We start from the raw sequence: 14,875 nt of genomic DNA on the forward strand, positions 1-14,875 counted from the left end.
ATTTAATCGCTGATAATTATATCACTTTCTAAATCTGTTTCAATAAAAATGATAATTAATTCCTTATTTTTGCATTTCTTAATTACTAACTATAATTAATAATAAATGAAAACAGTTCAATTCAGAGAAGCAATTTGTGAAGCTATGAGTGAAGAAATGCGCAGAGATGAAAGCATTTACTTAATGGGTGAAGAAGTTGCAGAATATAATGGTGCCTACAAAGCATCGAAAGGTATGTTAGATGAATTTGGTGAGAAAAGAGTTATTGATACTCCTATTGCTGAATTAGGTTTTGCTGGTGTTGCAGTTGGTTCTGCAATGAATGGTAACAGACCAATTGTTGAGTATATGACCTTTAACTTCTCTTTAGTTGGAATTGATCAAATTATAAACAACGCTGCAAAAATTAGACAAATGTCTGGTGGTCAGTTTAATTGTCCAATTGTTTTTAGAGGACCAACAGCTTCTGCTGGTCAATTGGGTGCAACTCACTCTCAAGCTTTTGAGAACTGGTTTGCAAATACTCCTGGTCTAAAGGTAATTGTACCTTCTAATCCTTATGACGCAAAAGGTTTATTAAAAGCGGCTATTCGTGATGATGATCCAGTAATTTTCATGGAATCTGAGCAAATGTATGGAGACAAGATGGAAATTCCTGAAGGAGAATACATCATTCCAATAGGAGTTGCTGACATAAAAAGAGAAGGTACAGATGTAACTGTTGTTTCCTTTGGAAAAATTATTAAAGAAGCTTACAAAGCTGCTGATGAGTTAGCAAAAGAAAATATTTCTGTAGAAATTATAGATTTGAGAACAGTACGCCCTATGGACCATGCCGCAATTATTGAATCTGTAAAAAAGACAAATAGATTAGTAATTTTAGAAGAAGCATGGCCTTTTGCAAGTGTTTCTTCAGAAATCACCTATAGAATTCAAGATGAAGCATTCGATCATTTAGATGCACCAATCAAGAGAATTACAACTGCAGACACACCTGCACCTTATTCTCCTGTACTTCTTGAAAAATGGATACCAAACCACAACGATGTTATTGAGGCTGTAAAAGAAGTTTTATACCTTAAATAGAAAAAATAAAAACTGTTAGAAAAGCCTTTTTGTAAATTTTTATAAAAAGGTTTTTCTTTTTTAATCAAATTAAAATTAAATTTATGAGTAAAGAACAAAAAAAGAAATCTGTAACTTTTGATGTATTAATTGAGATTCCTAAAGGAAGTAGAAATAAGTATGAATATGATTTTGCATTACACAAAATCCGTTTCGATAGAATGTTATTTTCTTCGATGATGTATCCAGGAGATTATGGCTTTATTCCAGAAACATTAGCTTTAGATTCCGACCCCTTAGATGTTTTAGTCTTAGGACATCAACCAACATATCCAATGGTTGTCATGGAAGTTAGACCAATTGGAGTTTTTTACATGACTGATGAAAAAGGTCCAGATGAAAAAGTAATTTGTGTACCAGTTTCTGACCCAATATGGAGCAAAAGAGGAGATATATCAGATTTAAATCCACACAGATTAAAAGAAATTGAACATTTTTTTCAAGTATATAAAGATTTAGAAAAGAAAAAAGTAGATACCGGGGGATGGGGTAATGCAGAAGCTGCTGTTAAAATTTATCACGAGTGTGTTGAACGTTACAATAATAGTGAACACAAGAAAAAAAGAACATTTACCATATAAAATCAAACAAAATAAATAAAAAAGCATCATTCTAATAATGATGCTTTTTTATTTAATGAAAATTCTGTTTTATTTTATCATAGAAAAAAATTATCCTCTCTGTTTTATTGATTTTAAAATCTAATACTAACTTTATTCAAAACTGACAGAAATCATAGAATTGTAAATATTATAATTTAAGGAGGTTTTAAATATGTTATCTTTAATTTATATAGGCTTTTTTTATCAGGTATATTTTATTACTTTTAGCCCCTCAAAAATCATAAATAATTAATTAACTAACTTAATATGGAATTAATAGTAAAGTTTTTACCTCTCTTTGGAGTTTTAGCCTTAGCATTTGTATTTATTAAAAGTGCTTGGGTTTCTAAACAAGATGAAGGTGATGATAAAATGAAGAAAATTGCAAAGAATATTGCCGATGGAGCAATGTCTTTCTTAAAAGCTGAATACAAAATTTTATCAATATTTGTAATAGCAGTAGCAATATTATTATATTTTAAAGGAAACTCTGAGGAGGGTTCTAATGGAATGGTAGCTGTATCGTTTATTGTTGGAGCCATTTGTTCTGCTTTAGCAGGTTTCATTGGAATGAAAGTTGCAACAAAAGCAAATGTTAGAACAACAAGTGCGGCAAGAACATCTTTAGGAAAAGCATTAGAAGTTGCTTTTGCTGGTGGTGCAGTTATGGGACTTGGTGTTGTAGGCCTAGGTGTTTTAGGATTAAGTGCATTATTTATGTTGTATAGTGGACAAGGATGGGAAATCGGAGAAGTTTTAAATGTACTTTCTGGATTCTCATTAGGAGCTTCATCTATTGCTTTATTTGCTCGTGTTGGTGGTGGAATTTACACAAAAGCTGCTGATGTTGGAGCTGATTTAGTAGGTAAAGTAGAAGCGGGTATCCCTGAAGATCATCCATTAAATCCTGCTACTATTGCAGATAATGTGGGTGATAATGTGGGTGATGTTGCAGGTATGGGTGCTGATTTATTTGAATCTTACGTAGGTTCTATTATTGGTACCATGGTATTAGGTGCTGCATTTACGCAAATTCCTGCTTTTACTGGTTCTTTTGACGGATTAGGTGCAGTGTATTTACCTTTAGTATTAGCTGCAATCGGAATTATTATGTCTATTATAGGTACTTTCTTTGTAAAAGTAAAAGATGGTGGAAACCCTCAAACTGCATTAAATATTGGTGAATTCGGTTCTGCGGGTTTAATGTTAGTAGCTTCTTACTTTATTATTACTGAAATGTTACCTGAAACTTGGACTTTTGGAGGAACTGAATTTACTTCAATGGGAGTATTTTGGGCTGTATTAGCAGGTTTAGTTGCTGGTTTAGCTGTTGGTAAGGTAACAGAATATTATACTGGAACAGGAACACCTCCTGTAAACTCGATTGTAAAACAATCTGAAACTGGTGCTGCAACTACTATTATTGCTGGTTTAGGTGTGGGTATGATGTCTACAATGATTCCAATTCTTTTAATTGCTGCAGCAATTTTAGTTTCTCATCATTTTGCAGGTTTATACGGTATTGCAATTGCTGCTGTTGGAATGTTGGCAAATACTGGAATTCAATTAGCTGTTGATGCTTATGGACCAATTTCTGATAATGCTGGTGGGATTGCTGAAATGGCAGAGTTAGATCCTGAAGTTCGTGAAAGAACAGATAAATTAGATGCAGTAGGTAATACTACTGCAGCAATTGGTAAAGGTTTTGCAATTGCTTCTGCTGCCTTAACAGCATTAGCATTATTTGCAGCTTTTATGCAAACAGCAAAAGTAACAGCTATTGATGTTTCTAAACCAACTGTAATGGCAGGTTTATTAGTCGGTGGTATGTTACCATTTGTATTTTCTGCATTATCGATGAATGCGGTAGGTAGAGCTGCAATGGCTATGATCGAAGAAGTTCGTCGTCAATTTAGAGATATACCTCAATTAAAAGCGGCTTTAGAAGTAATGAGAGCTGTAGATTCTGATATGTCTAAAGCAACTAAAGAACAGAGAGCTATTTTTGATGCTGCTGATGGTGTAGCTGAATATGACAAATGTGTTGATATTTCTACTAAAGCATCTATTAAAGAAATGGTATTACCAGGTTTATTAGCTATTGCTGTTCCTGTTGCTGTTGGTTTCTTAGGTGGTGCAGAAATGTTAGGAGGATTATTAGCAGGTGTAACTACTTGTGGTGTTTTAATGGCAATCTTTCAGTCTAATGCAGGTGGTGCTTGGGATAACGCTAAAAAAATGATTGAAGAACAAGGTAGAAAAGGGACTGATGCTCATAAAGCAGCAGTTGTAGGTGATACCGTTGGAGATCCTTTTAAAGATACTTCTGGTCCTTCTTTAAATATTTTATTAAAATTAATGTCTGTTGTGGCTTTGGTTATTGCACCAAGTATTGCAATGAGTTCTGCAGATGTTTCTGATTACAACACTAAAAAAGAAGTAAAAGTAGAAATTACTAAAACTTCTGGAGAATTAGCTATGGCTACAATCACTACTACTAAAACAGTAAATGGTGAAGTGGTAACCGATATTCAAAAAGTTGAAGGAACTGTTGCAGAAATAGAACAAAAAGCAAAAGAAGCTGGTAATACTATTTCCGTAAATGTTTCAAAAAACAAAAAAGAAATCACAGAAAAAGTAGAGGTAATTGTTGAGAAGAAAGAATAATAGACTTCTACCAAATTTACAAATAAAAAATCCCGCTAAATTTTAGCGGGATTTTTATATTTTATACTATTAATTTTAAGCAATATTTGCTCCACCAGCAGCAACACTTCTATCAATTTTACGCATTAAACCTTGTAAAACTTTCCCTGGTCCAACTTCTATAAATTCAGTTCCTCCATCAGCAATCATTGCCTGTACGCATTGTGTCCATTTTACAGGACCTGTTAATTGTGCAATTAAGTTTTCTTTTATCTCATCAGGATTTGTTACCGCTTTTGCAACTACATTCTGATACACTGCACAAGTAGGCTCACTAAATTCAGTGGCTTTTATTGCAGCAGCTAATTCCTCTCTTGCTGGCTCCATCAAAGGCGAATGAAATGCACCTCCAACAGGTAACAATAATGCTCTTCTTGCTCCTTTTTCTGTTAACACTTCACAGGCTTTTTCAACCGCTTCAATTTCTCCTGATATTACCAATTGCCCAGGGCAATTATAGTTTGCAGCCACCACTACTCCATCAATTTCTGCACACGTTTCTTCTACTACATTGTCATCCAACCCTAATACTGCTGCCATTGTAGATGGTTGGGTTTCACAAGCTTTTTGCATTGCCAAAGCACGTTTAGAAACTAATTTTAATCCGTCTTCAAAAGATAAAACTCCGTTAGCAACTAAGGCAGATAATTCTCCTAAAGAATGTCCCGCCACCATTTCTGGCTGAAAAGAATCACCTAAAACCTTTGCTAAAATCACCGAATGTAAAAATATAGCTGGTTGTGTAACTTTGGTTTCTTTTAATTGTTCTGCAGTTCCCTCAAACATTATATCTGTAATAGAGAACCCTAAAATATCATTTGCCTTCTCAAAGTATTCTTGCGCTAATGGCGATTTTTCGTATAAATCCAATCCCATTCCTGTAAACTGCGCTCCTTGACCTGGAAAAATGTATGCTTTCATAAAATAATTTATTGTTGTTTGTGGTTGCAAAAATAGTGTTTTTTATATGAAGCTTTTTCCTGCTATCCACTATATCTTTTTTTTTCGTTCCTCAAAAAAAGGATGTCGCTTCTATCAGGGCTAAACTTGTTTGCCTATTCATTGATTTTAGTTAAATAAGTAATTATCTATTTACAGTTTTCTCAAAACTTCCAACTTCACACCTCCATCTTCCTTCTTCAAACTTCAAACTCCCTTCTTAAATCTTCAAACAAAATCCTTAACTTCGCTATATGACATCAAAAGACAAACTACTCGCAAATAGAATCTATTTAATTCTTGCAGCACTTTTTATAGCATCATTGGTTACGTCAAATCTAATTTTTCAAAAATTCTTTTATTGGTACCCTTTTGATATAGAGATTTTCGATACAAAGTTATTTGAAGTTTCTGTAGGATTATTGCCTTATCCAATTACGTTTTTAATCACAGATATTTTATCAGAAATCTATGGAAAAAGAAAAGCAAACGAAGTAGTTATTGCAGGAATCTTTGCTTCATTTTTCTCTTTATTAATCATTTATGTTTCTAAAGAAGCTCCTGCCACTTCTTGGTCTCCAGTAAATGATGGTATTTTTGTCAATGTTTTTGGTGCAGCTCCTTTAGCTGTTTTAGCCTCTATGATGGCCTATTTATTTGCACAATTCATAGACATTAGAGTATATCACTTTTGGAAACAATTTACCAAAGGAAAACATTTGTGGTTGCGTAACAATTTTTCAACTTTTTCATCGCAAATCATAGATACTCTCACAGTTTTACTATTGTTATGTTCTTTTGGCATCATTGATTGGAAAAACTTTCTTGGACTTTTAATTAGCGGTGTTATTTTTAAAATGATGATTGCCGCATTAGACACCCCAATCCTGTATATAGTTGTCTTTGCATTTAGAAAAAGATTCAACTTAAAAGCAGGTGAAGAAATTTTGGAATAATTTTGTAATTACTTAAAAAAGTATTCGTCTAAAACATCAGAAATTATATAAAAATGAAGAAAATACTTTTATTACTTATTGCTATCCTTACCTTTTCTCTAGGTTATGCACAAACATCAGTTTTTAATGATTTATTACAAAAACACGTTTCAGACAGCGGAATAGTAGATTACAAATCTTTTAAAGCAGATCAAACAAAATTAGATACTTATATTTCTTATTTAGAAAAAACTACACCAGAAAATTCTTGGTCTAACAATAAAAAAAGAGCTTTTTGGATAAATGCTTATAATGCTTACACCATCAAATTAATTTTAGAGAACTATCCTTTAAAAAGCATTATGGATATCAAACAAAAAGGAAAAACGGCTTGGAAAATTCCTTTTGCAAACGTAGGTGGTAAAACCTACACTTTAGACCATATTGAACACGAAATTTTACGTAAAAAATTGTTTGACCCAAAAATTCACGTAGGTGTAAATTGTGCTTCAGGCTCTTGTCCTAAATTAGGAAACGTAGCGTTTACAGAAGATAATATCGATGGAGAATTAACCAAATTGATGAAAGCTTTTGTAAATGATACAACAAGAAATAAAATCACTAAAAAGAAAGTTCAGATATCAGAAATTTTCAATTGGTTTAAGGGAGATTTCACCAAAAACGGTTCTGTAATCGATTATTTAAACAAGTATTCTAACACAGAAATTAAGTCGAATGCGAAAATCAGTTATTTAAAATATGACTGGTCCTTAAATGGTAAATAGGTAGCTTTTTAACAAAAGTTTCTTAAAAACAAATTGTATCTTTAAACTTCAAATAATTACAATCGATTTATGTCAAAATCATATTATGATGCTGCCGATTTAAGAAAATTCGGAAAAATAACAGAATGGAGCGAAGAACTTGGAAACAAGTTCTTTGATTATTATGGAAAAGTGTTTGAAGAAGGCGCTTTAACCGCTCGCGAAAAGAGCTTAATTGCTTTAGCTGTTGCACACACAGAACAATGTCCTTATTGTATAGATGCCTATTCTAAAGATGGTTTGCAAAGAGGTATTACCAAAGAAGAAATGATGGAAGCCATTCACGTTGGTGCAGCCATAAAAAGTGGAGCTACTTTGGTTCACGGAGTACAAATGATGAATAAGGTGAATAAGCTTGAAATGTAATAATAATTATGAATTTTCAATTACGAATTATGAGATACTTTTCATTATTCGTAATTCATAATTCTACATTCGTAATTAAAATATGGCAACAAAATCTTTAAAAGCAAGAAATAACGATATTGCAAATACAGCACGTCAAATGGAAATTCTTTCAAACGGAATTTTCGCAGACGGAGAATTACCCACTTTTGCAGCAAAAATTAAAGAGACAAATCAGTTTCCTTTACGTCCTAAAAAGTTAGAGATTTTACAAATCAATTTAGGTTATATGTGCAATCAAGTTTGTGAACATTGTCACGTAGATGCTGGTCCAGACCGTAAGGAAATTATGACGCTTGACACGATGCATCAGTGTTTGGAAGTTATCAAAAATACGGGAGCACATACTTTAGATTTAACAGGTGGCGCACCAGAAATGAATCCTAATTTTAGATGGTTTGTAGAAGAAGCATCTAAAGCTGGTATTAAAGATTTTATAGTTCGTTCTAATTTAACTATCATCAGAGCGAATAAAAAATACCACGACTTACCAGAATTCTTCAAAAAACACAATGTACACGTAGTTTCGTCTATGCCGCATTGGACGCGTGGAAAAACAGACAAACAAAGAGGAGATGGTGTTTTTGACAAATCCATTAAAGCTTTACAAGAACTGAATGCAGTAGGTTATGGAATGCCAAATTCTGATTTAAAACTAGACTTGGTATACAATCCTTCAGGTGCATTTTTACCTGGAGATCAAATGGCTTTAGAAGCCGATTTTAAAAAAGCATTAAAAGCTGATTTTAATATCGATTTCCATAGTTTATTTGCCATTACCAATTTACCTATCAGTCGTTTTTTAGATTATTTAATCGCTTCAGAAAATTACGAAGACTATATGTATTCGTTAGTAGAAGCTTATAATCCTGCAGCTGTAGCTAATGTAATGTGTACCAACACACTTTCTGTAAGTTGGGATGGAAATTTGTATGATTGTGATTTCAATCAGATGCTAAATTTAAAAGTAGCAAGCAAAGTAAAACACATCTCTGAGTACAATGAAGAAATTTTACAAAATAGAAATATAATTATCAATCAACATTGTTATGGTTGTACTGCTGGTGCAGGAAGCAGCTGTCAAGGTGTTGTCGCTTAATCAAAAAAATAAAAATGAGTTATTTAGAAACCACACACAATGTGTATAAAGAAGCAGCCTTAACACCAGATGTTGGGTTATGTTGCACTACAAATCCTATTTGGGAATTACCTGGTTTAAAAATCCCAAGAATTATGCAAGAGATGAATTACGGATGTGGCTCTACAGTGCACGCTCGTGATTTAACCAACAATCCTAAAATGTTGTATGTGGGTGTTGGAGGTGGAATGGAATTGCTCCAATTTGCCTATTTCAACAGAAATAAAGGCGGAGTTATTGGTTTAGATGTTGTGGATGAAATGCTAGAAGCTTCTCGTAAGAACTTTAAAATTGCCGAAGAACAAAACGATTGGTTTAAAAGTGAGTTTGTAGATTTACGTAAAGGTGATGCAATGGATTTACCTGTAGAAAGTAATTCTATTGATGTGGCTGCTCAAAACTGTTTGTTCAATATTTTTAAATCTGATGATTTAAAGAAAGCCATTGCAGAAATGTACCGTGTTTTAAAACCACATGGACGCTTGGTGATGAGCGACCCAACTTGTGAGCAACCCATGAATGATGAATTACGTAATGACGAACGTTTACGAGCATTGTGTTTAAGTGGTTCTTTATCGATTGCAGATTATGTAAAAGCCTTAACAGATGCTGGTTTTGGAACGATTGAAATTAGAGCTAGAAAACCTTACCGAATTTTAGACCCAAAGAATTACCCAACAGACGAATTGATTTATATAGAATCTATTGAAGTGGCAGCCATTAAAGATCCAATGCCAGAAGATGGACCTTGTATTTTTACAGGTAGAGCTGCTATTTATTATGGTGATAAAGATTATTTTGATGATGGATTAGGGCACGTTTTGTTAAAAAATCAACCCTTAGCCATTTGCGATAAAACTACTGCTGCATTACAAGCTTTAGGTAGAGATGATATTTTCTTCTCTCCTTCAACGTTTCATTATGATGGTGGTGGGTGTTGCTAGTTATTAATCGCTAATTGTCCTTTCTAGCGAAGTCGAGAAATCTCATTATTTTTGTATATATGAAAAAACTTTTGATACTTTTTTTAGTGGTTAGCGCAACAACTTTTGGACAAAAAAAGTTAGACAAACTATTGAATAAATGGAACAAAAGAAATGTTCCTTATATGTCTGTAGAAACGTTAGCGTTACCCAAAACTGATGCCATTTTATTAGACGCAAGAGAACAAAAAGAGTTTGAAGTCAGTCATTTAAAAAATGCTATTTGTGTGGGGTATGACAAGTTCAAACTCAAAGAAACCATTGCAAAATTACCTGAAGATAAAAATGCAAAAATTGTAGTGTATTGTTCTTTAGGCATTCGCTCTGAAACAGTTGCCCACAAACTAATACAAGCAGGATACACCAACGTATACAATTTATATGGTGGGATTTTTGAGTGGAAAAACGCCGATTTTCAAGTAGTAGATACCTTAGGCAACACCACTGAAAAAGTACATACGTTTAGCAAAGACTGGGGCAAATGGTTGAAGAAAGGAAAGAAGGTGTATTAGTTGTTAGTTGTTAGTTGTTAGTTGTTAGTTGTTAGTTGTTAGTTGAAAATTACAAATTTTATGTCATTTCGAGCGCATTCGAGAAATCTCTTACTCATCTTTACGAGAAACCCAGAATTAGGAAAAGCAAAAACACGTTTAGCTAAAACCGTGGGTGATAAAACTGCTTTAGAAATTTACAAATTCTTACTCCAAAAAACTCGCGATATTTCTTCCAAAGTAAATGCAGATAAAGCTGTTTATTATTCTGTAAAAGTTAGAGACAACGATATTTGGGAGGCATCCCTCTATCAAAAACACCAACAAAAAGGAGAAAATTTAGGCAACAGAATGCAAAATGCATTTACTAACGGATTTAATGCGGGCTATGAAAAAGTGCTCATTATTGGTAGTGATTTATACGATTTATCATCAAAAAATATCGATAAAGCTTTTGATGAATTAGAGAATAACGATGTAGTCCTTGGTCCTGCCAAAGATGGTGGTTATTATTTATTAGGTATGAAAAAATTACATACGTCCGTATTCAAAAATAAAAATTGGGGAACAGAAACTGTTAGAGAAGCTACTTTACAAGATTTAATTCATCAAAAAGTGAAATTATTAGAAGAAAAGAACGACATAGATGTATATGAAGATATCATCGATATTCCAGAAATTATGGAAACGTTCATCAATTCTAAATAATTTACAATGAAAACACTTTTACTTTCTGCTTTTTTAAGCTTTACTTTTTTACAATTCAATGCACAATGTTCTGAAAATGCATCCAATTTCGGAAACAACACCTCTACGCCTTCTTATAATGTTTCTGGAGATATTTCTGTTACACTAAACACCAACAACACCATAACCATTAATTTTGCTAGAAATTATAGTACTGCAACTGGACCAGATGTTCGATTGTATTTGATAAAATCTGAAGGAAAATCCATTGCAGAATTAAAAAGTTTAAACCCAGAAAATTTAGAAAACATTTCCTTTGGCTTGGTTGGTTTTTCTGGCGCTCAAAATTATACACAAACAATACCTAATGGAGTTGATATTTCAGAATACGATACTGTTTTTTTCTTCTGTCTTCAATTTACCGCTTTTTGGGATGTAGGTACATTTACACCATTTTCAAGCACAAACTGTTCGGTTTTGAGCAAAGTAGTTTTACCTGTTGATAAAATTGAATTCTATCCAAACCCTGCAAAAGATAAAATTCAAATCTCAAATATTGATGGTGTTTCTGCTGAAATTCGTATTTTTAATGCTTTAGGAAAACAAGTTTTACATCAACCTAAAATCACCAAAAAAACAATTGACATTTCTTCTTTTCATAAAGGAATTTATATTGTAAAAATTTCTGTTGATGGAAAATCCAAGACAAAAAAATTAGTGATTCAATAAATGGATAAAAAAAATCAATTACAAGAAACCATCACCTTTTTAAAAGAAAATGGAATTACAAATCCTGAAATCGGAATTGTTTTAGGCACAGGATTAGGCAAATTAGTGGATGAGATTTCAATTGAAAAAGAAATTGCGTATGCTGAAATCCCATATTTTCCTAAAGCCACAGTTGAATTTCATTCTGGAAGATTGATTTATGGAGAATTATCAGGAAAAAAAGTTCTTGTAATGTCTGGTCGTTTTCATTTGTATGAAGGTTACAATGCTTGGGAAGTTACTTATGGAATAAGAACTATGCATGGCTTAGGAATCGAAAATTTATTGATTTCTAATGCAGCAGGAGCAATAAACCTAAATTACGAAAAGGGAGATTTAATGTTAATTGAAGACCACATTAATCTTCAAGGAAGTTCTCCTTTAGCATTTCAAGGCGCTAATACCTTTGGTAATATTTTTGCGGATATGTTAGAACCTTATTCTAAAAGCATCAACGATAAAATGATACAAGTTGCCAAAGACCAAGACATTCAATTACATACAGGAGTTTACGCAAGTGTTTTAGGTCCGCAGTTAGAAACAAGAGCAGAATACAGAATGTTGCAAATTTTAGAAACAGATGCAGTGGGAATGAGCACTGTACCAGAAGTAATTGTTGCGAAACAACTCAACTTACCTTGTGCTGCCATTTCAGTTTTGACCGATGAATGCGATCCTAAAAATTTACAACCTGTTGACATTGGAGAAATTATTGCCATTGCTGGTGAAGCCGAACCTAAAATGATTGCTTTGTTTAAGGGCGTGATAAAATCGTTGTAATTAAGACCTTTCAGGTTTTAAAAACCTGAAAGGTCTCTTAAAAAAGAAAATGAAAACTGAAAAGATTCTAACTGATAATTATTATCATATTTACAATAGAGGAAATAATGGTGATGATATTTTTTATGAAGAAAAAAACTATGATTATTTTTTGATTTTAATAAAAAAATACCTGTTACCAATCTGTGAAATTTATGCATATTGTCTCCTTAAAAACCATTTTCACATCCTGTTAAGAATTAAAGATACTGTTGATAATCCATCTCAACATTTTTCTAATTTATTCAACGCCTATACAAAAGCAATGAATAAAAAATACAATAGAACAGGGAGCTTGTTTGAAAAACCTTTTAAAAGAATTAAAATAACTGATGAAAATTATTTAAAAACATTAATTCTATACATACATCTTAACCCAGAACATCATCAAATTTCCAAAGATTTTAATAACTATAAATATTCATCTTATAAATCTATAATTTCGTCAAAAGAAACACATATTCAAAGAAATACTGTATTAGAATATTTTGATGGTATTGATAATTTTACAGATACACATTTACAAAGAAAAATATTTGTCAATGAAAGAAATATGCAACTATTCTTAGAATAAAACAGCAAACCCTTCAGGTTTTGAAAACCTGAAGGGTTTATAGCGCTATACATATGAAAAACTTTTTCAAATCATTTATTTTAGAAAAAACTGGTGCATCTTCACTACAAGAAAAAGAAGTCATTCAAAATTTGTGGAGTGGTTATGGGAAAATAATACGAGTTGCTTTAAAGGGTTGTGTAACAGAAAGTGTTGTGGTTAAAAATGTTCAGTTACCAAAACAAACAAATCACCCAAGAGGTTGGAATTCTGATATTGGTCATCAACGAAAACTAAAGTCTTATCAAGTAGAAACCAACTGGTATCAAAATTATAGCCATAAAAGTTCTGCTCGTTTGCCAAAATGCTTTGGAGTAACACAAAAAGAGGACGAAGTGCTCATTATTTTAGAAGATTTAGATGCGGCTGGTTTTCCGATTCGGAAAAGTGCTGTTGCATGGAAAGATATTGAAATCTGTTTAGAATGGTTGGCAAAGTTTCATGCAAGCTATTTAGGCAAAGTTCCGAAAGGGCTTTGGGAAACAGGTACGTATTGGCATTTAGCAACCAGACCTCAAGAAATGGAAGTGTTAAGTGATATTTCACTTAAAGAAGCAGCCTCAAAAATTGATACCCAATTAAACAATTGCCAATTCAAAACCTTAGTACATGGGGATGCAAAATTGGCAAACTTTTGTTTTGCTGAAGACGGAAAAGTGGCTAGTGTCGATTTTCAATATGTAGGTGGTGGTTGCGGAATGAAAGACGTTGCCTACTTTGTTGGGAGTTGTTTGTACGAAGAAGACTGTGAGCGTTTAGAAACTCAAATTTTAGACACTTATTTTGGTTATTTACATCAAGCATCAGGAAGCAAAAACGAAGCTTTAGAAAAGGAATGGCGCGCTTTGTATCACGTAGCTTGGGCAGATTTTCATCGTTTTTTAAAAGGATGGAGTCCTGGACATTGGAAAATTAATAGTTATAGTGAACGAATCACGCAATCTGTAATTCAAAATTTATAATGATTGATTTTCAACACCTTACCAACATCGCTATTGAAGCTGCTCTTGCTGCCGGAAAAATCATTCAAAAATACATCGATAAAGATATTGATGTAGCTACAAAAATTGGCGGAAACACTTTGGCCTCACTAGTGGTTACTAAAGTTGATACAGCATGTGAACACATTATTTTAGAACACCTAATTCCGACTTGTACAACTTATGATTTGGGATTGTTAACCGAAGAAACAGAAGACAACCAAAGCCGATTTGAAAAAGACTATTTTTGGTGTGTAGACCCTATGGATGGTACTTTAGCCTTTATCAATAAACACCCTGGATTTTCGGTTGCCATTGCCTTGGTTTCTAAAGAAGGCATTCCATATATTGGTGTGGTTTACAACCCAAGCACAAATACTATATACACCGCCATCAAAGATAAAGGTGCTTTTAAAAACGGTAAACCTTGGCAATTGACACAACCTAAAAGTTTTTTGACTTATGTAACAGACAAAACATTGTCTAACTCGCCAAATCAAGATAAAATAAAAGACATTTTACATAAAAAAGTAAAAGAATTAGGATTGCAAGGTTATCAAGAAATTTCTGGAGCTGGCTCTGTGCTAAATGCTATGTTGGTTGCTGAAAACACTCCTGCCTTACTGCTAAAACTTCCCAAAGAAGAACAAGGCGGAGGCAGCCTTTGGGACTTTGCTGCGACTGTTTGTATTTTTAAGGAATTAGGTTTACAAGCCACCAATTTTACTGGCGAAACCTTAGGTTTAAACGCAAAAGAAAGTACTTTTATGAATCAACTGGGAATATGTTATGCTAGTTTTAAAAGTGACTGATAATTATAAGCTTTTATTTCATTTAAAAGCTAACTGCTTTTTGTAAAT

16 protein-coding genes are annotated in these 14,875 nt (G+C 33.0%); 15 read left to right on the top strand and 1 reads right to left on the bottom strand.

Features of this window, described 5'->3' with window-relative positions:
- Nucleotides 1-105 precede the first annotated feature (105 nt).
- From DIS07_RS03050 to DIS07_RS03060, 3 genes are all read left to right on the top strand, one after another.
- The gene (locus DIS07_RS03050) at nucleotides 106-1,086 is read left to right on the top strand and encodes a pyruvate dehydrogenase complex E1 component subunit beta (protein WP_109403739.1); all 981 of its coding nucleotides are present in this window, start codon (nucleotides 106-108) and stop codon (nucleotides 1,084-1,086) included.
- 83 nt (nucleotides 1,087-1,169) lie between these two features.
- A complete protein-coding gene (locus tag DIS07_RS03055) occupies nucleotides 1,170-1,706 on the top strand; it encodes an inorganic diphosphatase (protein ID WP_109403740.1) in 537 nt (178 codons plus the stop codon).
- Between the two features lie 288 nt (nucleotides 1,707-1,994).
- Complete coding sequence (locus tag DIS07_RS03060) at nucleotides 1,995-4,394, top strand: sodium-translocating pyrophosphatase (RefSeq protein ID WP_109403741.1); 2,400 nt, start codon at nucleotides 1,995-1,997, stop codon at nucleotides 4,392-4,394.
- A gap of 75 nt (nucleotides 4,395-4,469) precedes the next feature.
- On the opposite strand, the gene fabD is transcribed toward DIS07_RS03060, so the two are convergent.
- A complete protein-coding gene (gene fabD, locus DIS07_RS03065) occupies nucleotides 4,470-5,354 on the bottom strand; it encodes an ACP S-malonyltransferase (protein WP_109403742.1) in 885 nt (294 codons plus the stop codon).
- A gap of 272 nt (nucleotides 5,355-5,626) precedes the next feature.
- Between fabD and DIS07_RS03070 the strand changes: the two genes are divergently transcribed.
- The 12 genes from DIS07_RS03070 to DIS07_RS03125 all read left to right on the top strand — a co-directional run bounded on the left by DIS07_RS03070 (nucleotide 5,627) and on the right by DIS07_RS03125 (nucleotide 14,827).
- Nucleotides 5,627-6,328, top strand: coding sequence for a queuosine precursor transporter (locus DIS07_RS03070; RefSeq protein WP_109403743.1), 702 nt, complete (start codon nucleotides 5,627-5,629; stop codon nucleotides 6,326-6,328).
- Between the two features lie 53 nt (nucleotides 6,329-6,381).
- On the top strand, nucleotides 6,382-7,092 hold the full coding sequence (locus tag DIS07_RS03075; RefSeq protein WP_109403744.1) for a DUF547 domain-containing protein: 711 nt from the start codon (nucleotides 6,382-6,384) through the stop codon (nucleotides 7,090-7,092).
- Between the two features lie 69 nt (nucleotides 7,093-7,161).
- A complete protein-coding gene (locus tag DIS07_RS03080; protein ID WP_109403745.1) occupies nucleotides 7,162-7,497 on the top strand; it encodes an arsenosugar biosynthesis-associated peroxidase-like protein in 336 nt (111 codons plus the stop codon).
- An 82-nt stretch (nucleotides 7,498-7,579) separates the two neighbouring features.
- Entirely contained in the window at nucleotides 7,580-8,635 is a 1,056-nt protein-coding gene (gene arsS / locus DIS07_RS03085) for an arsenosugar biosynthesis radical SAM (seleno)protein ArsS (RefSeq protein ID WP_109403746.1), read from the top strand.
- A gap of 14 nt (nucleotides 8,636-8,649) precedes the next feature.
- Nucleotides 8,650-9,618, top strand: a complete 969-nt coding sequence (gene arsM / locus DIS07_RS03090) for an arsenosugar biosynthesis arsenite methyltransferase ArsM (RefSeq protein WP_109403747.1) — start codon at nucleotides 8,650-8,652, stop codon at nucleotides 9,616-9,618.
- Nucleotides 9,619-9,677: 59 nt separating this feature from the next.
- Nucleotides 9,678-10,169: a rhodanese-like domain-containing protein gene (locus tag DIS07_RS03095; protein WP_109403748.1), complete on the top strand. Its 492-nt coding sequence runs from the start codon at nucleotides 9,678-9,680 to the stop codon at nucleotides 10,167-10,169.
- A 60-nt stretch (nucleotides 10,170-10,229) separates the two neighbouring features.
- A complete protein-coding gene (locus DIS07_RS03100; protein WP_109403749.1) occupies nucleotides 10,230-10,856 on the top strand; it encodes a TIGR04282 family arsenosugar biosynthesis glycosyltransferase in 627 nt (208 codons plus the stop codon).
- A 6-nt stretch (nucleotides 10,857-10,862) separates the two neighbouring features.
- Nucleotides 10,863-11,564, top strand: a complete 702-nt coding sequence (locus DIS07_RS03105) for a T9SS type A sorting domain-containing protein (protein ID WP_109403750.1) — start codon at nucleotides 10,863-10,865, stop codon at nucleotides 11,562-11,564.
- Nucleotides 11,565-12,383, top strand: coding sequence for a purine-nucleoside phosphorylase (locus DIS07_RS03110; RefSeq protein ID WP_109403751.1), 819 nt, complete (start codon nucleotides 11,565-11,567; stop codon nucleotides 12,381-12,383). It abuts the gene before it with no gap.
- 49 nt (nucleotides 12,384-12,432) lie between these two features.
- The gene (locus DIS07_RS03115; protein WP_109403752.1) at nucleotides 12,433-12,996 is read left to right on the top strand and encodes a transposase; all 564 of its coding nucleotides are present in this window, start codon (nucleotides 12,433-12,435) and stop codon (nucleotides 12,994-12,996) included.
- Between the two features lie 53 nt (nucleotides 12,997-13,049).
- Nucleotides 13,050-13,997, top strand: coding sequence for an oxidoreductase family protein (locus DIS07_RS03120; RefSeq protein ID WP_109403753.1), 948 nt, complete (start codon nucleotides 13,050-13,052; stop codon nucleotides 13,995-13,997).
- On the top strand, nucleotides 13,997-14,827 hold the full coding sequence (locus DIS07_RS03125; RefSeq protein WP_235869081.1) for a 3'(2'),5'-bisphosphate nucleotidase CysQ family protein: 831 nt from the start codon (nucleotides 13,997-13,999) through the stop codon (nucleotides 14,825-14,827). Before DIS07_RS03120 ends, DIS07_RS03125 begins: the two co-directional genes overlap by 1 nt.
- The last annotated feature ends 48 nt before the right edge of the window (nucleotides 14,828-14,875 follow it).

The organism is Polaribacter aquimarinus (assembly GCF_003129485.1).
GTDB lineage: Bacteria > Bacteroidota > Bacteroidia > Flavobacteriales > Flavobacteriaceae > Polaribacter > Polaribacter aquimarinus.